Origin of the sequence: Cryobacterium sp. Y29 (assembly GCF_002929825.1) — a bacterium.
GTDB lineage: Bacteria > Actinomycetota > Actinomycetes > Actinomycetales > Microbacteriaceae > Cryobacterium.
The window spans coordinates 60753-83829 of record NZ_PJJN01000032.1 but is presented as its reverse complement, the minus strand read 5'-3'; the positions used below and the strand labels follow the sequence as shown (position 1 = coordinate 83829).

Sequence of the window (23077 nt, the reverse complement as noted above, 5' to 3'; positions counted from 1 at the left end):
GACGCTGCAGATTGCAGGAGTTGTGCACCGGACGGGCGGTTGACCGGGGTGCGGGGGCGTAGCAGAGTGGAGGCATGAACGCAGAAGCTGCACTCCTGGCCCCCTTTGTGACGAAGAAACAACTCGTGGGCACCGCTTTCGTGCATCTCGACGGATGCCTGCACGCCACGTTTAGCACCAAGGACTTCGCATCCGCCCTCGAACTGGTCAATCGCATCGGCGAGGCCGCCGAGGCGCTGAATCACCATCCCGACGTGCGTCTTGGCTACGGGGCGGTGTCGCTTGTGCTGACCTCGCACGATGCCGGGGGAGTCACGGCGCGCGATGTCGAGCTCGCGGCCCGGGTGCAGCAGATCGCCGACGTTCTCGGGGCCGAGGCGCGTCCGGCGCAGCCGACGCGCTACGACATTGCGATCGACTGCACCGACGCGGATGCCGTGCGTCCATTCTGGCGGGTCGGTCTCGGCTACACCGAGGTCACCGGCGACGATGGCGTGGAACTCGTCGACCCGCGCGGCCTCGCCCCCAAGGTGTGGTTCCAGCACATGGAAATCGCCCGCACCGAGCGCAACCGCATTCACGTGGACGTCTACGTGCCGAGCGATGACGCCGAAGACCGAGTCGCGGCCGTGCTCGAAGTGGGCGGCGCGCTACTCAGCGACGAGCACGCTCCCGACTGGTGGGTACTCGTCGACGTCGAGGGCAACGAGCTCTGCGTCTGCACCGCCGCGTTCTGACCGACTTGTCTGGGCTGTTACGCGCCCGGCAGGCCGAGGGCGGCGAGGGCCATCTCCTCGAGCAGGGCACGCTCGGCGGCCCGCGAGGATACGCGGGCGCTGTGCGGCGTTGAGTTGAGCAGCCCGAATGTCGCGTGGGCCCGAATGCGCAGCAGCGCCTCGTCGACCGCAGGGTGCACCCGGTGCAAAACCCCAACCCACAGTTCCACGTACTCGCGCTGCAGCAGCCGCACCCGATGCCGGTCCGACTCCACGAGGCTGTCGAGGTCGCGGTCTTGCACCCGGATCACCTCGGGGTTCGACAGCGCGAAGTCAACGTGAAAGCGCACGAGGTCGCCCAGGGCGGCAGCAGCATCCGTTGTCACGGTCACAACGGTTCGACCACCGGCCACGAGATCCTCGCTCACATCGATGAGCAGCGCGGCCAGTACGGCCTGTTTGCCGCTGAAATGTCGGTAGACGGCCGGCCCGCTCACCCCGACCGCCGCGCCGAGGTCTTCGATCGAGACCCCGTTGAATCCGGACTGGGCGAAGAGCGTGGCTGCGGCTCTGAGCAGGGCCGACCGTCGGTCAGCCTTGGCCCGACTCCGCGACGTGGTTTCGATCGGTGCGTTCATGCGGGCCTCCCACTGGACATTTCGGTTAATCCTGACTAACCTGAACTTCAGTTAGTGAACACTAACTGTACTTGATGCCGGCTCGCCCGGCATCGCCAGAGGGAAGATGGCGATGGAGACGCTCGCGAGTCAGCTCAACTCCTCTGCCGAGACGTTCCGCAGCAATGACGCTGCCCAGCGACAGCTCGTCGCCGACCTGAAGCAACGCCTCGCCATGGCCGCCCGCGGCGGGCCGGAGAAGTCCCGGCAGCGCCACCTCGCCCGCGGCAAATTGCTGCCCCGCGAGCGCATCGACCAATTGCTCGACGACGGCAGTCCGTTCCTCGAGATCGCGGCGCTGGCCGCGACCGGTCTCTACAATGACGACAGCCCGGGAGCGGGCGTCATCGCCGGGATCGGCCTCGTGCACGGGCGCTATGTGCTCGTGATCTCCAACGACGCCACCGTCAAGGGCGGCACCTATTACCCGATGACGGTGAAAAAGCATTTGCGGGCCCAGGAGATCGCCTTCGAGAACCGCTTGCCCTGCGTGTACCTCGTTGACTCCGGGGGCGCCTTCCTGCCCCTACAGGACGAGGTTTTTCCCGACCGTGACCACTTCGGCCGCATCTTTTACAACCAGGCCCGGATGTCCGCGGCCAAGATCCCGCAGATCGCCGCGGTGATGGGATCGTGCACCGCCGGCGGTGCCTACGTTCCCGCCATGAGCGACGAGACCGTGATCGTGCGGGGCCAGGGCACCATCTTCCTCGGCGGACCGCCCCTGGTGAAGGCCGCGATCGGTGAAATCGTCACCGCCGAAGAGCTCGGCGGCGGTGACCTGCACGCCCGCGTCTCCGGCGTCACCGACCACCTCGCCGAAAACGATGAGCATGCCCTGCAGATCGTGCGCGACATCGTCTCGACCCTTCCTCGGGCCGAGGCTCCGGCGTGGAGTGTGATCCCTACTGTCGACCCGGTCGCCGACGAAAGCGAACTCTACGGAGCCGTCCCCGCCGATGTGCAGGACCAGTACGACGTGCACGAAGTGATCGCGCGCATCGTCGACGGCAGTGAATTCCACGAATTCAAGCGCGAATACGCCACCACCCTCGTGACCGGTTTCGCGCACATCCACGGCCACCCGGTGGGAGTCGTCGCCAACAACGGCATCCTGTTCGCCGAATCTGCTCAGAAAGGCGCCCACTTCATTGAACTCTGTGACCAGCGCGCAATCCCACTCGTCTTTCTGCAGAACATCTCCGGTTTCATGGTGGGCCAGGCGGCTGAGGCCGGCGGCATCGCCAAGCACGGTGCCAAAATGGTCACCGCCGTCGCGACCGCTCGCGTGCCCAAACTCACGGTGGTGATCGGCGGCTCCTTCGGCGCTGGCAACTACTCCATGTGCGGCCGCGCCTACTCGCCCCGCTTCCTGTGGATGTGGCCGGGAAGCCGCATCTCCGTGATGGGCGGCGCGCAGGCGTCGTCCGTGCTCGCCACCGTCAAGCGCGAGCAGATCGAGCGTGGCGGAGACACCTGGTCGGCCGAGGCCGAGACCGCCTTCACCGATCCGATCCTCGAAAAGTACGAGCAGCAGGGCAGCCCGTACTATTCGACCGCCCGCCTGTGGGACGACGGCGTTATCGACCCGGCCGACACCCGCACGGTGCTCGGCCTCGCCCTCGCTGTGTGCGCCGCCGCGCCGCTCGGCGAGTCCGCCTTCGGCTTGTTCCGAATGTGAGTGAGGCGATTTCCATGACATTTGACACCGTTCTGGTCGCCAATCGCGGCGAAATCGCCTGCCGTATCATCCGCACGCTGCGCGAGCGGGGCATCCGCTCTGTCGCCGTGTACAGCGACGTAGACCGTGACGCTCGGCACGTGTCGCTAGCGGATACCGCGGTGCGCCTCGGTGGCGCCGCGCCCGCTGACAGCTACCTGAACATAGCGGCCGTTCTGGCCGCTGCTGCCCGAACCAGGGCCCAGGCGATTCACCCCGGCTACGGATTTCTCAGCGAGAACCAGGTGTTCGCACAGGCCTGCGCCGACGCCGGAATCGTGTTCATCGGGCCCAGCGTGCACGCGCTCAATACGATGGGCGACAAGATCCGCTCGAAGAACCACGTGGCCGGTTACGGGGTGCCGATCATCCCCGGGGTGGCCCAGCCGGGCCTCAGCAACGAGCAGCTCATCGCGGCGGCCGTCGACGTGGGGTATCCGATGCTGATCAAGCCCTCCGCCGGTGGCGGCGGCAAGGGCATGCACGTGGTGGAACGGGCTGAAGACCTGCCCTCCACCCTCGAAACCGCACGGCGCGTGGCGCAGAGCGCCTTCGGCGACGACACCCTGCTGCTCGAACGGCTCGTTGCCACCCCGCGGCACATTGAGGTGCAGGTGCTCGCCGACAACCACGGCGCCGTCATTCACCTGGGCGAGCGCGAATGCTCACTGCAGCGTCGGCACCAGAAGGTCATCGAGGAGGCGCCCTCCCCCCTGCTCGACGAGGCGATTCGGGCGCGCATCGGCGAGGCCGCCTGTGCCGCTGCCCGCAGCGTGGGCTACAGCGGCGCGGGAACCGTGGAATTCTTGGTGTCGGCGGCCGCTCCTGACGAATTCTTCTTCATGGAGATGAACACCCGCCTGCAGGTTGAACACCCGGTCACCGAGCTGGTCACCGGCCTCGATCTGGTGGACTGGCAGTTGCGCATTGCGGCGGGGGAGCCACTCACGGTCACCCAGTCCGATATATGCCTCACGGGGCATGCGATCGAGGCGCGGGTCTATGCGGAGAACCCCGAGCGCGGCTTTTTGCCGACCACCGGCACCGTGCTGCAGCTGCACGAGGCCAGGGGTGAGGGCGTGCGCGTTGACAGCTCGCTGACTCCGGGCCTGTCGATCGCCTCGCACTACGACCCGATGCTCGCCAAGGTGATCGCCTGGGCACCCACCCGGCTTGAGGCGTTGAACCGTCTCGACCGGGCGCTCGCCGACACCGTCGTGCTCGGCGTGCACACCAACACTGAATACCTTCGGCTGCTGCTAGCGGATGCCGACGTGCGCGCCGGCCGCCTCGACACCGGTTTGATCGAACGCAAGCTTCCCGACCTCACCTTTCGCACAGCCGACGGGCGCGTCCTCGCCGCCGCGGCGCTGTTCCTGCACGGGCGAGCGCCGGCTGGGTCCGATCTGACCGGCGCGAACGCTGTGTGGACGAGGCCGAGCGGGTGGCGGCTGGGCTCGCCGCGTCCGGTGCGGTACTCGCTGGGAGTCAGCGCGACCGACGCCGTGGAGGTGCGGGTTGTCGGGGCGCCGGGGGCGGCATCCGTTTCGATCGGTGACGGACCGGCCGTGGAAGCCGGACTCACGCTAATCGAAGGTCGCCCGGGCACATTTCGCATCGATTACGACGGTGAGACCCGCGTGTTCGCCATCGAGCAGTCCGGAGCGCGGGTGTATATCGGTGCCGACGGATTCTCGGTTGACCTGCGGCACCGATCACGGGCCGAGCAGCTCGCGGAGCATCTCGCGGGCCGCGACCGCGTGCCAGGGGCGGTCAGTCCAGACGTGCGCTCGCCGATGCCCGGCACCGTCATAGCCGTGCATGCCACCACTGGTGACACCGTGCAGGTGGGCCAAACCATCCTCGTGGTCGAGGCGATGAAGATGGAGCACAAACTCGTGGCCGCCACGTTCGGCCAGGTCACGGTGAATCTCAAGACGGGTGACCTGGTGGCACTGGACCAGATCGTCGCGACGATCAGCACCCCCGAAACCATCGCAGACAAGGAAAATGCAGAATGACCTACGAACTCACCCCCGAATACCAAGCCCTGAGCGACCAGGTTCGAGACTTCGCCGATACCGTTGTCGCGCCGGCCGCCTACGAGTACGACACCCTGCGCCGCCTGCCCTACGGCATCATCGCCGAAATGGGGCAGATGGGCTTGTTCGGACTGCCGTTCCCCGCGGAGTACGGCGGCCAGGGCAATGACTACTTCGCGCTCTGCCTCGCGGTGGAGCAGCTCGCCCGCGTCGACCAGAGCATCGCCGTCACCCTCGAGGCCGGAGTGGGCCTGGGCATCATGCCGGTGTTCCGCAGCGGCACCGAGGCGCAGAAGCACGAGTGGGTTCCGCGCCTGGCAAGTGGCTCAGCGCTCGCCGCGTTCGGCCTCACCGAAGCGGATGCCGGCTCAGACGCCGCGGGAACCAAGACCACCGCCGAGCTCACGGGCGGCGAATGGGTGATCAACGGCACGAAGCAGTTCATCACCAACTCCGGGTCGGACATTACCCGCCTGGTGACGGTGACCGCGGTCACGGGGGAGGCTACTCGCGCCGACGGTTCCATCAAGAAAGAACTGACCGCCATCCTGGTGCCGACACCGACCCCCGGTTTCACGGCGCTCCCGCCGTACGACAAGGTCGGCTGGCACACTTCAGACACCCACCCGCTTGTGTTCGACAACGTGCGCGTGCCGGAGGCGAACCTGCTCGGGGAGCGTGGCCGCGGCTTCGCCAACTTCGTGCAGACTCTCGACGAGGGCCGCGTCGCCTTCGCCGCGCTGTGCACCGGTGCGGCGCAGGGCTGCCTCGAAGAGTCGATCCGCTATGCAAACAGCCGTAATGTCTTCGGCCGCTCCATCGGCTCCAATCAGCACATCGCGTTCAAGATTGCACGGATGCAGGCGCGCGTTCACACCGCGCGCCTCGCCTACTACGACGCTGCGCTGAAAATGATCAACGGCAAACCCTTCAAGATGGAGGCTTCGATCGCCAAGATGGTCGGCAGCGAGGCGGCTATGGACAACGCCCGCGATGCCACGCAGATCTTCGGCGGATACGGCTTTCTGAACGAGAATCCGGTCGCGCGGCACTATCGTGATTCCAAGGTGCTCGAGCTGGGCGAGGGCACGACCGAGGTGCAGCTCATGGTCATCTCGCGGGCCCTGGGATTCGCCAGCTGACCCAGATTTAGGAGAAGCAGATGTCCGATCCCGATACGCCCGAGCGCCACCCGGTGCGCCAGCGCGGTCTCTACTTCGAGGAGTTCGACCTCGATGCGCTGTATCAGCACCGCCCCGGCCGCACCGTGACCGAGGCCGACAACGTGCTGTTCACGACGATGACCATGAACACGCAGGCGTTGCATCTCGACGCAGCCTGGTCGGCCACCCAGCCGTTCGGCGAACGCCTGGTCAATTCCATGTTCACCCTCTCGACCATGGTCGGCAGCTCGGTGGCGCAATTGACCCAGGGCACGATCGTGGCGAACCTGGGATTTTCGGCCGTGACGTTTCCCCATCCGCTGCACCACGGAGACACCCTCTACTCAGAGAGCATCGTCACCGACAAACGCCTCTCCGCGAGCCGCCAGGGACAGGGGATCATCACGCTCGAACACACCGGGCGTAACCAGGACGACGTTGTCGTGGGCACGGCCGTGCGCACTGTGCTGGTCTGGTGCCGGGACGCCGCCCAATGAGCGGCGCGTTCGACGGCGACCTGTTCGGTGGGGAAGAGTTCGACCCGGACTTCGACCCGACCGGCCCCGATCCCTTCGATGACAGTCCTGCCGGGCTCAGCCCCTTCACCCCGGCGCCGTTCACGCTGGGCCCGGCTCTGCTGTTCTGCCCGGCCGATCGGCCCGAGCGCTATGCGAAGGCGGCCGAGCGTGCCGACGCCGTCATCCTCGACCTGGAGGACGCCGTCGCGCCCGAGGACCGGGCCGCTGCGCGGCGCGCGCTGATCGAGAAGCCGCTTGAGGCTGCCCGCACGATCGTGCGCATCAATCCGGCCGACACGACCGATTTTGCGCTCGACCTGGCCGCGCTCGAGCGCACAGAATACCGCGACGTCATGCTCGCCAAAACTGTCAGCGCCGGCCAGGTCGAACGCCTGGCCGAGTACCGGGTGATCGCCCTGTGCGAAACCGCCGCCGGCGTCATCTCAGCGACGGAGATTGCCGCAGCACGTAACGTCGTCGCGCTCATGTGGGGGGCCGAAGATCTCCTCGCCTCGCTCGGTGGTACCTCGAGCCGGTTCACCGACAGTAGCTACCGCGACGTCGCCCGCTATGCACGCTCCCAGGTATTACTGGCCGCTCGGGCCCACGACAAGGCCGCGATCGATGCCGTACATCTCGACATCACCGACACGGCCGGCCTCGAACACGAGGCAGCGGATGCCGTCGCGAGCGGCTTCACCGCGACGGCCTGCATCCACCCCAGCCAGGTGGAGGTCATTCGGGCCGCCTATCAGCCGACCGTCGCCGAGGTGGACTATGCCCTCGGGCTGCTCGAAGCCGCCGCGAGTGCGCGCGGTGTTTTTCAGCACGGGGGCCGCATGATCGACGGCCCCGTGCTGCGCCACGCCGAGGCCGTACTGCGCCGGGCCGCCCGCTGAGCCGCGACTACTCTGCCCCAGACGACACGTTGTAGCGCGGTCGTGGCGGTTCACTGCGCAGAGCCTCCAACCACACGGTCGTTGGTTCAGAGACTGGAAACACCGTCACGACCTTCAGAGCAGCACCGTGGCCGACGCCGTAGATCAACGCCGACTGCTCGTTATTGCGGTCGTTGACAATTGCGGTGCGAAAAAACCGGCCACTTTCCTGGTCGACGACATCGTCGAAGCGCGCCACCGTTATCGGGCGTGGATGATGCTCGGTGAGGATAGGAAATACCGCATCGGTGACCCGTTTGAGCAGAGTGCCGGGTTCGGTCGCCCAGGGAAGAAAGTAGGTCGGGTTCATACCCAGAACAGCGGCCATCCGTCCGTCTATCCAGCGATCCCGCTTGTAGCCGTAGGGAGTGGGAACGTTCGACAGCAGGTATCCATAGACATGCAGTAGCCCGGCGTTTCCAACCGGCCACGACGACGGGAGGCCAGCCTCGGAATGGAGCGTTTCAAACAGTTCTCGAGAAACCACTGGTGTCTCGGTGTTTTCATCGAGGACCGTGGAGTGTGCCCACCGCTCGAATTCGCCCGTTGCCCGATCGGCGACGATTTGGGGCAGGAGGTACGGTGCCCATTCTGCCAGGGTCGCCTTGACCGGCGCACCGCGCCCAATCAGAGCGGATGCTGCCACAAGGTCGTGCAGTCGGCCTGCGAGACGTTCGGTCTCCATCTGCCCAGCGTAAACGGCGCTACTGCTGTGATCGTTCATCTGTTGTTTCCACAATAACGACACTACGTCCACATAAAGCTTTTAGTTTGGACGCAACGTCCAATCGGGCGGAGGGATTGACGGGAAGGCGATATGCACCGCAATAGTCGAGTGCTGCTCTTTGACTTTGATGGCACCATCTCGCTCGGGGACGGGCCGGTCGCTCGTTATGCCGAGTGCGTCGCCGAATCACTCCACCCTGATGACCGGGCGGATTTCCTCGCCGTCGTCCAGCAACAGAAAAAAATTCAGACGAACGCGTTAGCGATTCGACCCATCGACGACTACGACGCTGTTCGTCTGGCCGCATCATTCTTCGCGATACCCGGTGAGGACCTAAATCGCGCCTATCTGCGATCACGTGCGGATCTCGCCGGAGCCCGGGCGCCGATCGAAACCGTTCCGGGGTTGGCGCCATTTCTTCGCGAGATTCGTGATGATGCACTTCTCGTCCTGGCGACGAACGCGCCGGCAATGCGCATCCTGGAGGCCCTCGACGCCTTGGACCTGCACGACGCCTTCGACGACGTCATCACGTCGGTGGGGAAGCCATCCGGACTCAGAGTCGTCCTCGACCGCTTGCGCACAGTTCCTTCGGACCACATGTTTCGTCTTTTGAGCATCGGAGACGTGTGGGTCAACGACCTCCAGCCAGCCAGCCTCCAGGGGTTCCAGACAGCTCTCATCGGTTCCACCGCGCCACCCGGCGCCACCCCCACGTACCGGGCCGAGCGTCTTGATGAGCTCTTCCCGGTCATCACGGCCTGGCTCTCCCATGAGACGCCGGGTGCGATTGTTCCTCTCCCGCATCTTGAGAATTGAAGGCAGACACAGTGTTATCCACGAAGACCCTTTCCTTAGCCGGACTCATGATGGTGGCATCCGCCGCCCTGGCCGGATGTTCCGCCGAGGCGACAACCACAGCGTCGCCCGAGACCGATCCGACCTCCCTCACCCTTGCTCTCGTCCCCTCACAAGACCAAGCCGGTCTCGTCGACACGGCCAAGCCGCTCACCGACATGCTCACCAAAGCCCTCGGCATCCCCGTCAAGGGGGTGGTGGCGAAGGATTACCAGGCCGCCGTTGAAGCGATGGGTGCTGAACAGGCGCAGATCGGGTTTCTGCCTTCTCTCCAGCTGTATCAGGCAAGCGACATGTACGGTGCATCCGTGGTCTTGCAGACCGAGCGCGGCGGAAACATCAGCTACCCCGCCCAGTTCATGACCAACAATCCCGACAAGTATTGCAACGATGCGCCGGTCGAACGCGACGGCAAGCTCTTCTGCAATGGGGCGGACGCCCTCGTCGGCCCCGCCGGCCTGGACGCCATCGAGAAAATGACCGGTGCAACGGTCGCTATGCTCGGTCCGGGGTCACCTGCCGGTTACATCTACCCCATGCTCGCGCTGAAGAACGCTGGTCTGAACATCGATACGGATATCGAGACGATTCCCGTCACGGCTAACGACGCATCCGTTCTCGCCGTCTACAACGGCGATGCTGAAGTGGGGTTCAGCTTCTGGGACGCCCGCGACATCGTGTCCAAGGACGTACCCGATGTTGGACAGAAAGTCGTCGTTTTTGCCCTGACCACCGAGATTCCCAACGATGGAGTCGCGCTCAGCAAGAGCCTGTCGCACGAGCTACAGGACAAAATCACCACCGCGCTTGCCGAATATTCCAATACCGTTGACGGCTCTGCAGCGCTCATGAGCGTCTACTCCATCAGCAAACTCGCCCTGGCAGATCCGTCCTCCCTCGACGTTGTGGCCGACGCGGCCACACAACTCGGGCTGCAGTAACCGTGGTCGTCGAGCACACGTCTCCAACGGGCGCAGCATCGCCGTGGTCGGTGAGCATGCGTGATGTCACAGTGCGCTATGCCAGTGGCGTGGTCGCCTTGAAGAACGTGTCGCTCGACATTCGGCCAGGGGAGATGGTCTCCGTGGTGGGGCTCTCTGGATCCGGCAAGAGCAGCCTGATCCGCACCATCAACGGGCTGGTCCCGATCACGTCCGGTTCGCTGCGCGTGGGCGGTTATCACCTGGAAAGCGCCCGCGGCGGCGAGCTCAGGCGCCTGCGGGGTGAAATCGGAATGATTTTTCAGGGATTCAACCTGGCCAAACGCACGAGCGTTCTCAACAACGTGCTGGTGGGGCGGCTGGCGCACACGACAACCCTGCGTACCCTGCTGCTGGGCGCCTATCGCGCGTCCGACCGAGAGATTGCCTTCGAAGCCCTGAATCGGGTGGGCATCCTCTCGAAAGTCTGGGACCGCGCATCGAGCTTGTCCGGGGGGCAGCAGCAACGAGTCGCCATCGCCCGCGCCCTATGCCAGGAGCCTCGTCTGGTTCTGGCCGACGAACCGGTAGCCAGCCTGGACCCGCCAACTGCGCACGAGGTGATGGATGATTTGCGGCGTATCAATCAGGACTTGGGAATCACCGTGATCACCAACCTGCACCTCATCGACCTCGCCCGCAGCTACGGCACACGGATTATTGGTCTCCGGGCCGGAGAAGTGGTGTTTGACGGTCCGGTCGAATCTGCCAGCGACGCCGTGTTCGCAAAGATCTACGGTCGATCGGTTGAGTCGGCGGACGTGCTTGGTCTATGAGCGCTCGGGGTGCCACCGTGGCACGCACGATCGCAACCCTCGACATTCCCCCTCGACCAGGGTGCCAGTGGAAACCCTGGTGTGCGGTGGGTCTCGTGGCCATAATCACGGTCATCACGCTGAGCCCGCAATGGGGAATCGACTTCAGTCTCGAGGCCATTGCCCGCAATTGGCAGAACGGCGCCGAGAAAATACTGCAGCTGTTGGTCCCGGACTGGAGTTTTTTTCCACGCACGGTTCCCGCGCTGCTGGAAACGCTCCAGATGGCCGTCATCGCTACCGCGGTCGCAGCGGTCGTGTCCCTGCCCCTCAGTCTGGCTACGGCCCGCCTGACCAACCCGAACGGGTACAGCCGGCGCCTCGTACGCGCGGTACTCAATGTGATTCGGTCGATCCCGGACCTTCTCTACGCTGCGATTCTCGTGGCCATGGTCGGGGTGGGGGCGCTGCCGGGCATCATCGCGCTCGTGCTCTTCAACGTCGGGATAATCGTGAAGATGGTGTCCGAATCCATCGAGGCCAACGATCCGGGTGCGCTGGAAGCGGGCAGGGCTGCGGGCGGAAACCAAGTGCAGATCAATCGTGCCTCCGCGCTGCCTGACATCATGCCGAGTTTTATCAACCAGACTCTCTACGTACTCGAGCTCAACGTGCGGGCATCGGCGGTGCTGGGACTCGTCGGTGCCGGCGGACTGGGTCTGCTCATCGACGCGGTGCGCACGTTCTATCGCTATGACCAACTCTCCTTGATAATTCTGGAAATTTTGATAATCGTAATGGCTCTCGATCTGCTCAGTAATGCCGTGCGGCGGAGGCTGGTATGACCGTGTTGACAATACCGAGTAGGCGACGCGCCTGGGGGCGCAGCACCGCCATGATAATTGTGGGTGCGGTCGTGATCGGGGCGTTCTGGTCTGTCGACGTCAACTGGGCGCGGCTCGCGGATCTACCCGCACAGGTAATGCACTATCTGTGGCTCATGTTTTCCGATCCGAATTGGTCCAAAGTCCCCGAGGCCCTCGGGCAGACCTGGAAGTCGGTGGCGATGGCGTGGGTAGGTACGGTCATCGGAATCTTGCTGTCGTTCCCGCTGGGCTTCCTCGCGGCCCGCGGCTTTTCACCAGCCCCCGTGCGTTGGAGCATGAGAGTGGGGTTCGCGATCATTCGCGCCGTTCCGGAAATCATCATTGCGATCGCGATCCTGTCAGTAACCGGACTGACACCACTCACAGGAGCCCTGGCACTGGCGATTGGAAGCGTGGGCACACTAGGAAAATGGGGGTACGAGGCCATCGAAGGTGTCGACCCCGGTCCCATCGAAGCGACTCGGGCATCCGGGGGAAACATCGCTCAGATCTTACGGTGGGGAGTATGGCCGTCGGCAACGCCGGACTTCATATCGTTTTGGCTCTATCGATTCGAAATCAACGTTCGTTCCTCCGCTGTACTCGGCCTCATTGGCGTGGGTGGCATCGGGGACATGCTCACCTCGTACACTCAATTTCGGGAGTGGTCGACCGTCGGGGTGCTCATCATCGTCGTGGTCATCGTGACGATGGGCATCGACGCGATCTCCGGCGCCATTCGGCGTCGGATTGTAGAAGGGACATAAGCCTGTGGGCTGGACTGGAAGTGACGAGGCAACCCCGAGTACACGCATGGCCACGGTGGTCAATTCCCTGCAACGCACAGAACGTCGAGTGGCCGAATGCATACTCGCCGATATGGATTTGATCGTCGAACTTACAGCGCAGGAGCTCGCCGAACGCGCCGGCGTCGCCCGCTCCACGGTCATCCGCACCTGTCAAACTCTCGGCTATCGGGGATATCCGCAACTGCGCGTTGCCCTGGCGCGAGAACTGGCCCAATCGACCAGCGCGGTAGCAGACTACGGTTCGTCTGCGCTCGGACGAATTCGAGCCGATATCTTCGCGTTATCGATGGCCCTGCCGCAGATTACCGATGTACTCACCGAAAGCGCGGTCGAAGAGGCCGTACAGCGCATCACGACGGCAAACCGGGTGCTGGCGCTTGCCAACGGGCTGTCGGCGCCCTTGGCGTCTGACCTGGCGATGAGATTGACCGCCATCGGGCGCCCCACAGAATTCGTCTCCGATCCGATCGGCCAGCAGATTTCAGCACGCCAGTTGCGACCCGCAGATGCCTGCGTCGTCATCAGCGGGAGCGGTGCCAATGAGTCGAGCATCAAGGCTGCCCGGTCGGCACGCGCAGCGAATGCCGTGCTGGTCGTGGTGACGTCGTTTGCGAGTTCCCCGTTGGTTTCGCTCGCCGACATCGCACTCGTAGTCGCGCCGGCACACGGATCCTTCCGTCACGAACTGGAGTACACGTCCCGGGTTCCACATGCAATCTTGATCGAGTCGCTCGTCGAAATCGTGTCCGGGCGATTAGGGGAGGCGTCGCGGTCAACGCGATCAACCGTGCTCGGCATCCTGAGTGACAACCTCAGCGACGAATAGCCTGTCCCACTGGTGTGCTGCCGGGCCCAGGAAACCGGGGCTAGGCGGCTTTTTCAGCCAGAACCTTCTCGATTGCGTGCACGATTTCGGTTGACTCCGGCTCCACCGACGACGCAAAGCGATCCACGATCTTGCCGGTGGGTGTCACCAGAAACTTCTCGAAGTTCCACTTGATCAGGCCGGGCAGCAGGCCCCGCTTGAATTTCGTCAGCTCCGCATAAAGCGGATGCTGCTGCTTGCCCCGCACATCGACCTTGGTCGTCATCGGAAAGGTCACCCCATAGGTCATGCCGCAGAACTGGGCGATGTCTGTTTCAGTGCCGGGTTCCTGGCCCATGAACTGATTGCTCGGTAATCCCAGCACGACCAGCCCGTCGTCCGCGTAACGCTGGTACAGGGCTTCCAAACCGGCGTATTGCGGGGTGAAGCCGCACTTTGATGCGACGTTGACGACGAGAACCGTTCTACCTCTAAACGCGCCGAAGGAGGTGGGCGTTCCATCGATGAGCGTGAGGGGTATGTCGTACAACGCAGAAGAAGTCATTGAGAAACAGTATCGATGCTGAATCCTAGCTGCCTGCACAGTCGCTGTGTAGATCGTGCGTTTTCCCCAACGAAGGACACGGTCGCGTAGTCTAGAAGAACCTGAGAAGTCATGGCGGTCCACTATCGGACCCGGACTTCCCAGCTCGCGCGGCGTAGCGCATTCTTCCCGCCGAACGGGCCAACACCCCAGCTTCACTCGAATCAGTTCCCCCAGAACAAATTTGGGTGATATCTGTGAATAGTCATTGCTCTGGATCCCAGTCGGCATCCGTATCAAGAGATCGCACCAGGAGCATCATGAATTCTTACGTATCGCACATCAGCGAAAGCAGCATTTTTCCCAACGAGTACATTTCTCAGACCAGGAGTCGCATGGTCATGGGAAGCGGCTACGTTAGCGGCACCGCGCAGCACCGTGACGCCGGCGAGTACGTGTCGCACCCCGCGGTCACCTCACCGGTTCGCGCCGTACAGCCGCAGATGGCTGATAGCAGGCACTTGGCCGCAGCAGCATAGCGCGCTGCGGTTCGGCTGCCGCTGAAAACGACAAGAGGGACTCCGCAACGTGGAGTCCCTCTTTTGTCGTATTCGACAACCGCAGGGGTGGCACCGAAATGCCGATCGTCGACGCGCCGGTAGACTACAGACGTGCCTGGCCGGTATTTTACTCGCCCGCTGGGCACGACACGAGGTATGCGTATGCGCAAGAGCCCCTCAATTCCGGCTTTCCGCATGCCCGAGCTCGGTCCCCACACACCTCGACATGCAGTACCGCAGACAACGAAATGGGATTCATGAATAACCACTACCTCGACTTGAGCACTCCGCCGGCGCTACCGGCTCGCGGCATGCGCATCATCCCGCTCGGAGGTCTCGGCGAGATCGGCCGCAACATGACCGTCTTCGAGCACAAGGGAAAGCTGCTCATCATTGACTGCGGCGTTCTCTTCCCCGAAGACAACCAGCCCGGCATCAATGTGATCCTGCCCGACTTCACGGCCATCCGAGACCGCCTGCAGGACATCGAGGCCATCGTGCTCACCCACGGCCACGAAGACCACATCGGCGCCGTCCCGTACCTGCTCAAGGAACGCGGCGACATTCCCGTCGTCGGCTCCAAGCTCACCCTGGCCTTCCTCGCCGCCAAGCTGCAGGAGCACCGCCTCAGCCAGAACTTCATCGAGGTGAAGGAGGGCGAGCGTCGCACCATTGGCCAGTTCGACCTCGAATTCATCGCCGTCAACCACTCCATCCCCGACGGCCTGGCCGTCGCCATCCGCACCGAAGCCGGCCTCGTGCTCGCCACCGGTGACTTCAAGATGGACCAGTTTCCGCTCGACAAGCGCCTCACCGACCTCGGCGCCTTCGCACGCCTGGCCGAAGAGGGCGTCGACCTGTTCATGACGGACTCGACCAACGCCGAGGTTCCCGGATTCACCACCGCCGAGAAGGACATCGGACCGGCGATCGACACCGTGTTCCGCACCTCCCCGCGCCGCATCATCGTGTCGAGCTTCGCAAGTCACGTGCACCGCATCCAGCAGGTCATCGACGCTGCCGTCAAGCACAACCGCAAGGTGGCCTTCGTCGGCCGTTCCATGGTGCGCAACATGGGAATCGCGAGTGAGCTCGGCTACCTGAATATTCCCAAGGGCCTGCTCGTCGACATGAAGGCGCTCGAGCGCATGAAGGACGACAAGGTCGTTCTCATCTGCACCGGTTCGCAAGGCGAGCCGATGGCTGCCCTCTCGCGCATGGCGAACCGCGAGCACGTCATCAAGATCGGCGAGGGCGACACCGTGCTGCTCGCGAGCTCGCTGATCCCCGGCAACGAGAACTCCATCTACCGCGTCATCAACGGCCTGATTCGTTGGGGCGCCAACGTTGTGCACAAGGGCAACGCCAAGGTACACGTCTCCGGCCACGCCAGCGCCGGCGAGCTCGTCTACTGCTACAACATCGTCAAGCCGGTCAACGTCATGCCGATCCACGGTGAATGGCGTCACCTCACGGCCAACGCCGACCTCGCCATCGCGACCGGTGTTCCAGAAGAGAACGTCATCGTCGTCGAAGACGGCGTCGTGGTCGACCTCATCGACGGCCACGCCAAGGTCACCGGTCGTGTCGTCGCCGACTACATCTTCGTCGACGGTATGACCGTCGGTGGCGCATCCACTGCCGCGATGGAAGACCGTCGCAAGCTCGCCGAAGACGGCACCATAACCATCCTCGGCATTCTCAACGCCAAGACCGGCACGCTCTCCGAGCCCGTCGAGTTCCTGGCGCGCGGATTCGTGCACGACGACGAGTGGGTCAAGGGCGCAACCAAGGTCATCGATGAGGCTATGAAGGCCGCGAACCGGATCAAGATCGTCGACGGCGCCGAGCTCGAAGACCTCTTCACGCAGTCGGTGAGCCGGTGGATGAACCGCAAGTACCGTCGCAGCCCGGTCATCACCTCCGTGGTCGTCGACGCGTAACCAGCACCGACAGACACGCAAAAGGCCGCATCCTCCACGAGGATGCGGCCTTTCTTGTTCATCGAAGAAGTTACATGAAGTCCTCGGCCGTGGCGTTGGCAATGTCGATCAGCACGAGCTTCGGGTTCTCCTTGATAATCGCCTGCAGGCGCCACGGGGTGCTGAACAGCGCGAGCAGCGTGCCGTCCGAGCGGGTGAAGACTTCCACCTGACGGGTGCCGGCGAGCACGAGCGCGCTCTCCTTGTCGGTCTTGCGGGCCACCTGGTACGGGAGCGCTTCCATGCGAATATCAGCGTGAAAATCGTGCACCATGCGGTCTTCGACGACCTCGAACTGCATCGGTCCGACCGCACCGAGCACGGGGGCCTGCTCGCCGCGTACCTCGGAGCGCATCACCTGGATGATGCCCTCATGGTCGAGCTGGTCGATGCCACGGCGAAACTGCTTGTGCTTGCTGCTGTCGACCGGACGAATTGCTCGAAAGTGTTCGGGGGAGAACAACGGCAGCGGCGGAAATTCGACCCGCTCATCTTCGAAGATCGAGTCGCCCACGCGCAGCGCCGACGCGTTGACGAGCCCGACGATGTCGCCCGGCCAGGCCTGATCGGTGACGGTGCGTTCCTTGCCGAACAACTGTTGGGCATATTTGGTGGCAAAGGGCCGACCGGTTGCCGCGTGGGTGACGACCATTCCGCGTCGAAATTCGCCCGAGCAGACGCGCACGAAGGCCACGTGGTCGCGGTGCGCGGAGTTCATGCCGGACTGCACTTTGAAGACGAAACCGGAGAACGGCGAGGTGACCTTGCGCGGGTTGCCGTCGATGTCGATGCGGGCTTCGGCGGGTGGTGCAAACTCGACCAGGGTGTCGAGCAGCTGCTGTACCCCAAAGTTCGCTACGGCGGCGCAGAACAGCACCGGGGTGGTCTGCCCGTCGAGGAACAGCTCGGAGTCGTGATTCTGGGATTCTGCGTCGAGCAGTTCAGATTCTTCGACAGCGGATGCCCAGGCCGGGCCCTCCTCGATCGCCGCGTCGACCGCATCCAGCCGCACCGACTCGGCTACGGTTGCGCCGCCCGCGGTGCGGGTGTAGCGCAGAAAATCACCAGAGCGGCGATCGAGCACACCGCGCAGGTCGCCGGCCTCGCCGACTGGCCAGTTCAGCGGGGTCGGCAGCAGGCCGGTGCGCGTCTGGATCTCGTCCATCAGGGCCAGGGGAGTATCACCCGGGCGATCCCACTTGTTGATGACGGTAATGACAGGTAGCCCGCGCTGTTTGCAGACGGCGAACAGCTTCATGGTCTGGGGCTCAAGACCCTTGGCGGCGTCGACGAGCATGACCGCGGCATCCACTGCAGAGAGCACCCGAAACGTGTCCTCGGAGAAGTCGGCGTGGCCGGGGGTGTCAACCAGGTTGATCACAGCATCGTGGTATTCGAACTGGATCGCGGCGCTTGTCACCGAAATGCCACGGGCCTTCTCCATCTCCATCCAGTCCGAGACAGTGCCGCTGCGACCGGCCTTGCCGTGCGTGGCGCCGGCCGAGGTGATTGCGCGGGCGTGCAGCAGCAGGGCTTCGGTCAGAGTGGACTTGCCGGCGTCGGGGTGGGAGATCACGGCGAAGGTGCGGCGACGCAGAGCCTCACGGGGAACCTGGGGATTGGGTACGTCGGCGACGGTGGTCATGGCTGCTTTCCTGCGGCTGATTCGGGCAGGGTACCTCGCCGACCAACCGATTGATCTCTTCGATGGCAGGCGGCCCAGGGCGGATGTACACCTGCACAGGCAGCCCATTTTTCGCGCAACTGGCAGTCTAACAAATCAAGAACGTGTCGACTGGCAACCGACGGCTGACGCCCCTATTCGGCCGCCACCGACGTACAATCTGGTAACGGTTCAGCGTGCCATCGGGAAATGTCAGTGGCCTCGCCTAGAGTCGGGCCAAGAGCAATTTTACGCAGAGAAAACCCGGCAGAAACGAATGGTCGGGCGAGCACCCTGGAGGAGAACGCAATGCCCCGACAGGTGGTCTCGTCTTCGCTCGATGCCCTGTCCGTTGGCCGTTCGCGGCCGGCCGACACCGGGCAGGCGCAGACCACGGTCGGTGCTGGCCCGGTTCGCCGGCAGATTGCGGGAACCGATCTGCGCGTGCATCCACTCGCCCTCGGCTGCAATGCTTTCGGCTGGACGGCGACGGGTGAAGCGTCCAAGGCCATCCTCGACGCGCACCGCGACTTCGGCGGCAACTTTCTTGACACCGCCGACAGCTTCGCTGCCGGGCGCAGCGAAGTGATTATCGGTTCGTGGCTTCGCTCCCGGGGTGCTCGGGCCGAGACTGTTCTGGCTACCAAAATCGGCCGAAATCTCGACAATCCCGGACTGACTCAGCGCAGCATCGTCGCCGCCGTCGAAGCCAGCCTCGTGCGGCTCGGAACCGACTACCTCGACCTGCTCTACTTTCACTTCGACGACAAAACCGTCGCCCTCGAAGAGAGCCTCGTTGCTGTGGACATCCTCATGCGCGCCGGCAAGGTGCGCTACCTCGGTGCGAGCAATTTCTCGGCGGAACGACTCATGGAAGCCCGGGTGTTGTCCGCCCTCGGCTTGCCCAAGTTCGTCGCCGCCGAAACGCCGTACAACCTCGTGCATCGCGCCGAACTCGAAAAAGACGTTGCGGTCGTCGCTCGCGCTCAGCATCTCGCGCTGATGCCCGGCTTTGCCCTGGCTCACGGTTTTCTGGCCGGCGCTTTTCGCACCAAAGCGGATGTCGCCGGTACCGCCCGCGGACAACTCGCCAAGGTCTACCTCAATCGCCGCTCGCTGCGCGTACTGGCCGTGGTTGACCGTATCGCCGCAGCGCAAGGTGTGGCACCGGCGTCGATTGCCCTGGCCTGGCTGCTCGCCCGTCCTGACGTAGTGGCGCCGGTCGCCGGTGCCGGGGAGGTCGATCAGGTGCAGTCCTTGGTCGCGGCGGCGGGCATCCGTCTCGGCCGCAGTGACCTGCTCGATCTCGACCGGGTGTCGGCCGACTAGGAGATGGTCAGGCGACGGATTCGTCGAGCACACGCTGGATAGCGCGCAGCAGGGCGGTGTGGGCACCGATCGGATCGCCGAGGTTGGCACCGGCAAAGGCGCCATCGCGGGCGAGGAAAAAATCGTCGGCGGCGTCTCCGGGCCGGGCATGGCCCATCCCGCGGAACATGTTCTCGATCGACCGGCCGTACCAGTCACGATGTGCAGAAACGGCCTGGCGCACCGGATGGGCCGGGTCGGTGAACTGTGCGGCCGCGTTGATAAACGGGCAGCCGTGGAAACCTCCGCGAACGACCTGAGCCGAGATCTCATTGACGACGCCACGCAGCCGCTGTTCCGGGGTGTCACAATTCGAGTCAAGGCTCGCGAGAAAATCGCGCGCCAAGCGGTCCCGGCCCTCGAGGTACACGACGATGAGGGCGTCCTTCGAGCGGTAGTACTTGTAGAAGGTTGCTTTGGTGACCTTCGACTCGCCGATGATGCGGTCCACACCTACGGTGTGCACACCCTCGGTGTAGAACAAGCGGTCGGCAGTGGCGAGGATACGCAGCTTGGCGTGGGTCGCGGGCCGAACGGCGTCAGCTGTGAGCGTGGTCATGCGTCACTCCTTGATTGAGGGCCAGCGAGCGAGCCCGCATGAGCGCAAATCCGGTGTTTTCCCGGTTGGCTCCCAGACTGTAACACACCCTAGACAGACCAGTCTGTCGTAATCGACCTAACAGACCGTTACGGTCAAACTGGGGGTAGCTTGGCGAGTTCGCTTACGGGCGCCGGCAGCTCCGATCGCGTCTTGTAAGGTGGGGGATGATATGAACGGTGCAGTCAATTTTCCCCTAGACCAGGCCGAACTCTCGTTTCGGGCCGCCGGTGACGCCCTGGTGCGTCGAACCGTTCTGCCAAGCGGTGTGCGCATCCTGAGTGAGCAGGTGCCGGGTGCCCGAAGTCTCACCGTCGGCTACTGGGTCGCCGTCGGTTCCCGCGACGAACAACCGGGTCACTTCGGCTCCACTCATTTTCTCGAGCACCTGTTGTTCAAAGGCACGCCAACGCGATCCGCTCTCGACATTGCCATTTCTTTTGATGCGGTTGGCGGCGAACACAACGCCATGACCGCAAAGGAATACACCTGCTACTACGCCAAGGTGCAAGACCGCGACCTCGGTATGGCCATTGACGTTCTAACCGACATGCTGACCTCCTCACAACTGGATGCCGGCGAATTTGAAACCGAGCGCGGCGTTATTCTCGAGGAACTCGCCATGGCTGACGACGACCCGGCCGACGTCGCCAATGAGCGATTCTTCGAAGCGGTGCTAGGGAAGCATCCGCTCGGCCGTCCCATTGGCGGCAGTGCCGACGACATTCGTGGTGTCTCCCGCACGGCGGTGTGGGAGCACTACCAGGCCAACTATCGCCCGCAAGACCTCGTCGTCACGGTCGCCGGCGCCGTCGACCACGACCAACTCGTTGCCGGCGTCACCCGCGCCCTCGAACGATCCGGCTGGGACCTCAGTACTGCCCAGGCCCCGGTCAGCCGTCGGGACGGCGTGCCCGCCGAGATTCACCAGGGCCAGGCCCTGACCATCGTCAAACGTCCGCTGGAACAGGCGAACCTGCTGCTCGGAATGCCCGGCCTGCTGGCGACCGACGACCGCCGCGTCACGATGAGCGTGCTCACGTCGATATTCGGCGGGGGAATGTCGAGCCGGCTTTTTCAAGAAGTGCGGGAGAAGCGCGGCCTGGCCTATTCGGTCTATTCATTCGCGCCCGGTTACTCGGATGCTGGCCTGTTCGGTATGTATGCCGGATGCACGCCGGCCAAAGCCGGCCAGGTCGCCGAACTCATGCTCAGCGAGCTACATCGCCTCGCCGATGGCGGTGTCACCAACGACGAGATGAAGCGGGCGTCTGGCCAGTTGAGTGGAGCGTCGGCGCTCGCATTGGAAGACTCAGACACCCGAATGTCTCGGCTGGGTCGCTCTGAGATAACCCTCGGCGAGTTCGCCGATCTCGACGAAGTGCTGCGCCGCCTTGCGCTGGTCACCGCGGCCGACGTGCAGGGGCTCGCTGCCGAACTCGTCAGTGGCGCCGTATCAATCTCCGCCGTCGGTGCCCTCGAAGACGACGCGTTCGCGGCCATTATTCCCAGCTGACCGGCCGCGACTTAGTCTCTGGTACCTTCCGGCCCGGCCGGATTTCCGCACTCTGAAATGGACAATGATGCCCCAGTACATCTACCTGGTACGCCACGGCGAGCAACAGGATGCCGAACACGGCCTGCACGACGGTCCGTTATCGCCCCGCGGCAAACGCCAGGCGCTGCTCATCGCCGATCGTCTGAGTGGGGTTCCGTTCACAGGGGCCTGGCACTCGCCGCTGCAACGGGCCGCCGAAACCGCCACCATCATGGCGGAACGGCTTCCAGCCCTGCAGAGCGAGCCGTCGGCACTGCTGTTCGACTGCATTCCCTCTGGCCGGGCGGCCGAGACACCATCGGCTTACGACCCGTTTTTCGGCGCGGTCACCGAAGACGAGATCGCGGCGGGACGCGCACAGATGGAAGACGCCGTCGCCGAATTTCTGCAACCGCGCCGCAGCCAGCGGCACGACCTGCTGATCACCCACAATTTCGTGATCGCGTGGTTTGTTCGGGAGGTGCTCGGAGCTCCCGACTGGCGCTGGGTCGGAATCAACCAAGCCAATTGTGGGCTCACCGTGCTGCAGCAAAAACCGGGCCGACCGTGGACGCTCGTCACGCACAATGATCTGGGCCACTTACCGGTCGAGCTGCGTACCGGGTTGCCGGAACCGCTGATGTTCTAGGGTCGAACCAGTGGCTGAAGTGAGCTTGCGCTGAAGTGAGCTTGCGCAGACGTTAGTTTGCGCTGAGCCGTTTGCGATACCAGTGTGTCGCATTGGGGTTGTCGTTGTACGCGGAAATGCTCTCGTACCCGGTGCTGTGATAGAGCGCCCCGGCGGCGGAGAGGCTCACATTCGTGTCGAGCACCATTTCGGCGGCGCCCAGGTCACTCGCCCGGCTCTCGAGCTCGGCCAACAACATCCGCCCCCAGCCGCGCCCGCGGGCGCGCGGCTGCATCCACAAATGTTTAACCTCGAAGCAGACCGGTTCACTCATGGCGGTTTGCAGCCGACGGATGCCTCCACACCCGACATACGTGCCGCCAGCGTCGTTCGCTGCCTGGCCATCGAATACCACGAGGAACATGCCCTGAGGCGGCACGAACTGCTCCGCGACCGGATAGGTCGGGTGATAGGTGCCGTGGGATTGTCGAAACGACAGTTCGGGGCTGCGGAAGTACTCGTCGAGCAGGGCGAGGGCTGCGGCGTCCGCGACCGGCACGGCGAGAAACTGGGGCATCTGCTCAGGCTATTGCGCGGGCCCGTAGTGACGTAATCAATTGGTA

23 protein-coding genes are annotated in these 23077 nt (G+C 63.9%); 17 read left to right on the top strand and 6 right to left on the bottom strand.

Going from position 1 to position 23077, the window contains the following annotated elements:
- Positions 1-74 precede the first annotated feature (74 nt).
- Positions 75-737: a VOC family protein gene (locus tag CXY74_RS08390; protein ID WP_104200023.1), complete on the top strand. Its 663-nt coding sequence runs from the start codon at positions 75-77 to the stop codon at positions 735-737.
- Between the two features lie 17 nt (positions 738-754).
- On the opposite strand, the gene CXY74_RS08385 is transcribed toward CXY74_RS08390, so the two are convergent.
- Complete coding sequence (locus CXY74_RS08385; protein WP_104200022.1) at positions 755-1354, bottom strand: TetR/AcrR family transcriptional regulator; 600 nt, start codon at positions 1352-1354, stop codon at positions 755-757.
- Between the two features lie 112 nt (positions 1355-1466).
- On the opposite strand from CXY74_RS08385, the gene CXY74_RS08380 reads away from it, so the two are divergent.
- From CXY74_RS08380 to CXY74_RS08360, 5 genes are read left to right on the top strand one after another with little or no spacing between them, the layout of a single operon-like run.
- Positions 1467-3074 (top strand): carboxyl transferase domain-containing protein, encoded by a 1608-nt coding sequence (locus CXY74_RS08380; RefSeq protein WP_104200136.1) that lies wholly within the window; start codon positions 1467-1469, stop codon positions 3072-3074.
- 14 nt (positions 3075-3088) lie between these two features.
- Positions 3089-5134 carry a biotin carboxylase N-terminal domain-containing protein gene (locus CXY74_RS08375; protein ID WP_104200021.1) on the top strand — a complete coding sequence of 682 codons (2046 nt, stop codon included), beginning with the start codon at positions 3089-3091 and terminating at the stop codon, positions 5132-5134.
- Positions 5131-6297 carry an acyl-CoA dehydrogenase family protein gene (locus CXY74_RS08370; RefSeq protein WP_104200020.1) on the top strand — a complete coding sequence of 389 codons (1167 nt, stop codon included), beginning with the start codon at positions 5131-5133 and terminating at the stop codon, positions 6295-6297. Before CXY74_RS08375 ends, CXY74_RS08370 begins: the two co-directional genes overlap by 4 nt.
- 20 nt (positions 6298-6317) lie before the next feature.
- Positions 6318-6815: a MaoC family dehydratase gene (locus tag CXY74_RS08365; RefSeq protein ID WP_104200019.1), complete on the top strand. Its 498-nt coding sequence runs from the start codon at positions 6318-6320 to the stop codon at positions 6813-6815.
- Entirely contained in the window at positions 6812-7735 is a 924-nt protein-coding gene (locus CXY74_RS08360) for a CoA ester lyase (protein ID WP_104200018.1), read from the top strand. The genes CXY74_RS08365 and CXY74_RS08360 overlap by 4 nt, the downstream gene beginning before the upstream one ends.
- Before the next feature lie 7 nt (positions 7736-7742).
- On the opposite strand, the gene CXY74_RS08355 is transcribed toward CXY74_RS08360, so the two are convergent.
- Positions 7743-8459, bottom strand: coding sequence for an amino acid deaminase (locus CXY74_RS08355; RefSeq protein WP_146070096.1), 717 nt, complete (start codon positions 8457-8459; stop codon positions 7743-7745).
- Positions 8460-8591: 132 nt separating this feature from the next.
- Between CXY74_RS08355 and CXY74_RS08350 the strand changes: the two genes are divergently transcribed.
- From CXY74_RS08350 to CXY74_RS08325, 6 genes are read left to right on the top strand one after another with little or no spacing between them, the layout of a single operon-like run.
- Positions 8592-9320 (top strand): HAD family hydrolase, encoded by a 729-nt coding sequence (locus CXY74_RS08350; RefSeq protein ID WP_146070095.1) that lies wholly within the window; start codon positions 8592-8594, stop codon positions 9318-9320.
- An 11-nt stretch (positions 9321-9331) separates the two neighbouring features.
- A complete protein-coding gene (phnD, locus tag CXY74_RS08345; RefSeq protein ID WP_104200015.1) occupies positions 9332-10300 on the top strand; it encodes a phosphate/phosphite/phosphonate ABC transporter substrate-binding protein in 969 nt (322 codons plus the stop codon).
- Positions 10301-10356: 56 nt separating this feature from the next.
- Positions 10357-11115 carry a phosphonate ABC transporter ATP-binding protein gene (gene phnC, locus CXY74_RS08340; RefSeq protein ID WP_104200135.1) on the top strand — a complete coding sequence of 253 codons (759 nt, stop codon included), beginning with the start codon at positions 10357-10359 and terminating at the stop codon, positions 11113-11115.
- On the top strand, positions 11112-11939 hold the full coding sequence (gene phnE, locus CXY74_RS08335; protein ID WP_104200014.1) for a phosphonate ABC transporter, permease protein PhnE: 828 nt from the start codon (positions 11112-11114) through the stop codon (positions 11937-11939). The genes phnC and phnE (CXY74_RS08335) overlap by 4 nt, the downstream gene beginning before the upstream one ends.
- On the top strand, positions 11936-12727 hold the full coding sequence (phnE, locus tag CXY74_RS08330) for a phosphonate ABC transporter, permease protein PhnE (protein ID WP_104200013.1): 792 nt from the start codon (positions 11936-11938) through the stop codon (positions 12725-12727). Before phnE (CXY74_RS08335) ends, phnE (CXY74_RS08330) begins: the two co-directional genes overlap by 4 nt.
- A 46-nt stretch (positions 12728-12773) precedes the next feature.
- Positions 12774-13595, top strand: coding sequence for a MurR/RpiR family transcriptional regulator (locus tag CXY74_RS08325; RefSeq protein ID WP_104200012.1), 822 nt, complete (start codon positions 12774-12776; stop codon positions 13593-13595).
- A gap of 40 nt (positions 13596-13635) precedes the next feature.
- On the opposite strand, the gene CXY74_RS08320 is transcribed toward CXY74_RS08325, so the two are convergent.
- A complete protein-coding gene (locus CXY74_RS08320; RefSeq protein WP_104200011.1) occupies positions 13636-14139 on the bottom strand; it encodes a glutathione peroxidase in 504 nt (167 codons plus the stop codon).
- Positions 14140-14438: 299 nt separating this feature from the next.
- On the opposite strand from CXY74_RS08320, the gene CXY74_RS08315 reads away from it, so the two are divergent.
- Together CXY74_RS08315 and CXY74_RS08310 are read left to right on the top strand one after the other, a co-directional pair.
- Positions 14439-14657, top strand: a complete 219-nt coding sequence (locus CXY74_RS08315; protein WP_104200010.1) for a hypothetical protein — start codon at positions 14439-14441, stop codon at positions 14655-14657.
- A gap of 278 nt (positions 14658-14935) precedes the next feature.
- Positions 14936-16621 carry a ribonuclease J gene (locus CXY74_RS08310; protein ID WP_104200134.1) on the top strand — a complete coding sequence of 562 codons (1686 nt, stop codon included), beginning with the start codon at positions 14936-14938 and terminating at the stop codon, positions 16619-16621.
- 70 nt (positions 16622-16691) lie between these two features.
- Here the strand turns inward: CXY74_RS08310 and CXY74_RS08305 are convergent, their stop codons facing one another.
- The gene (locus tag CXY74_RS08305) at positions 16692-18305 is read right to left on the bottom strand and encodes a peptide chain release factor 3 (RefSeq protein ID WP_104200009.1); all 1614 of its coding nucleotides are present in this window, start codon (positions 18303-18305) and stop codon (positions 16692-16694) included.
- A 327-nt stretch (positions 18306-18632) separates the two neighbouring features.
- Between CXY74_RS08305 and CXY74_RS08300 the strand changes: the two genes are divergently transcribed.
- Positions 18633-19652, top strand: a complete 1020-nt coding sequence (locus CXY74_RS08300; protein WP_104200008.1) for an aldo/keto reductase — start codon at positions 18633-18635, stop codon at positions 19650-19652.
- Between the two features lie 7 nt (positions 19653-19659).
- On the opposite strand, the gene CXY74_RS08295 is transcribed toward CXY74_RS08300, so the two are convergent.
- Positions 19660-20250, bottom strand: coding sequence for a TetR/AcrR family transcriptional regulator (locus CXY74_RS08295; protein ID WP_104200007.1), 591 nt, complete (start codon positions 20248-20250; stop codon positions 19660-19662).
- 211 nt (positions 20251-20461) lie between these two features.
- Between CXY74_RS08295 and CXY74_RS08290 the strand changes: the two genes are divergently transcribed.
- Positions 20462-21805, top strand: coding sequence for a pitrilysin family protein (locus CXY74_RS08290; protein WP_104200006.1), 1344 nt, complete (start codon positions 20462-20464; stop codon positions 21803-21805).
- A 67-nt stretch (positions 21806-21872) separates the two neighbouring features.
- Positions 21873-22475, top strand: coding sequence for a histidine phosphatase family protein (locus tag CXY74_RS08285; protein WP_104197151.1), 603 nt, complete (start codon positions 21873-21875; stop codon positions 22473-22475).
- A gap of 52 nt (positions 22476-22527) precedes the next feature.
- Here the strand turns inward: CXY74_RS08285 and CXY74_RS08280 are convergent, their stop codons facing one another.
- Positions 22528-23031 (bottom strand): GNAT family N-acetyltransferase, encoded by a 504-nt coding sequence (locus tag CXY74_RS08280; RefSeq protein ID WP_104200005.1) that lies wholly within the window; start codon positions 23029-23031, stop codon positions 22528-22530.
- Between the last annotated feature and the right edge of the window lie 46 nt (positions 23032-23077).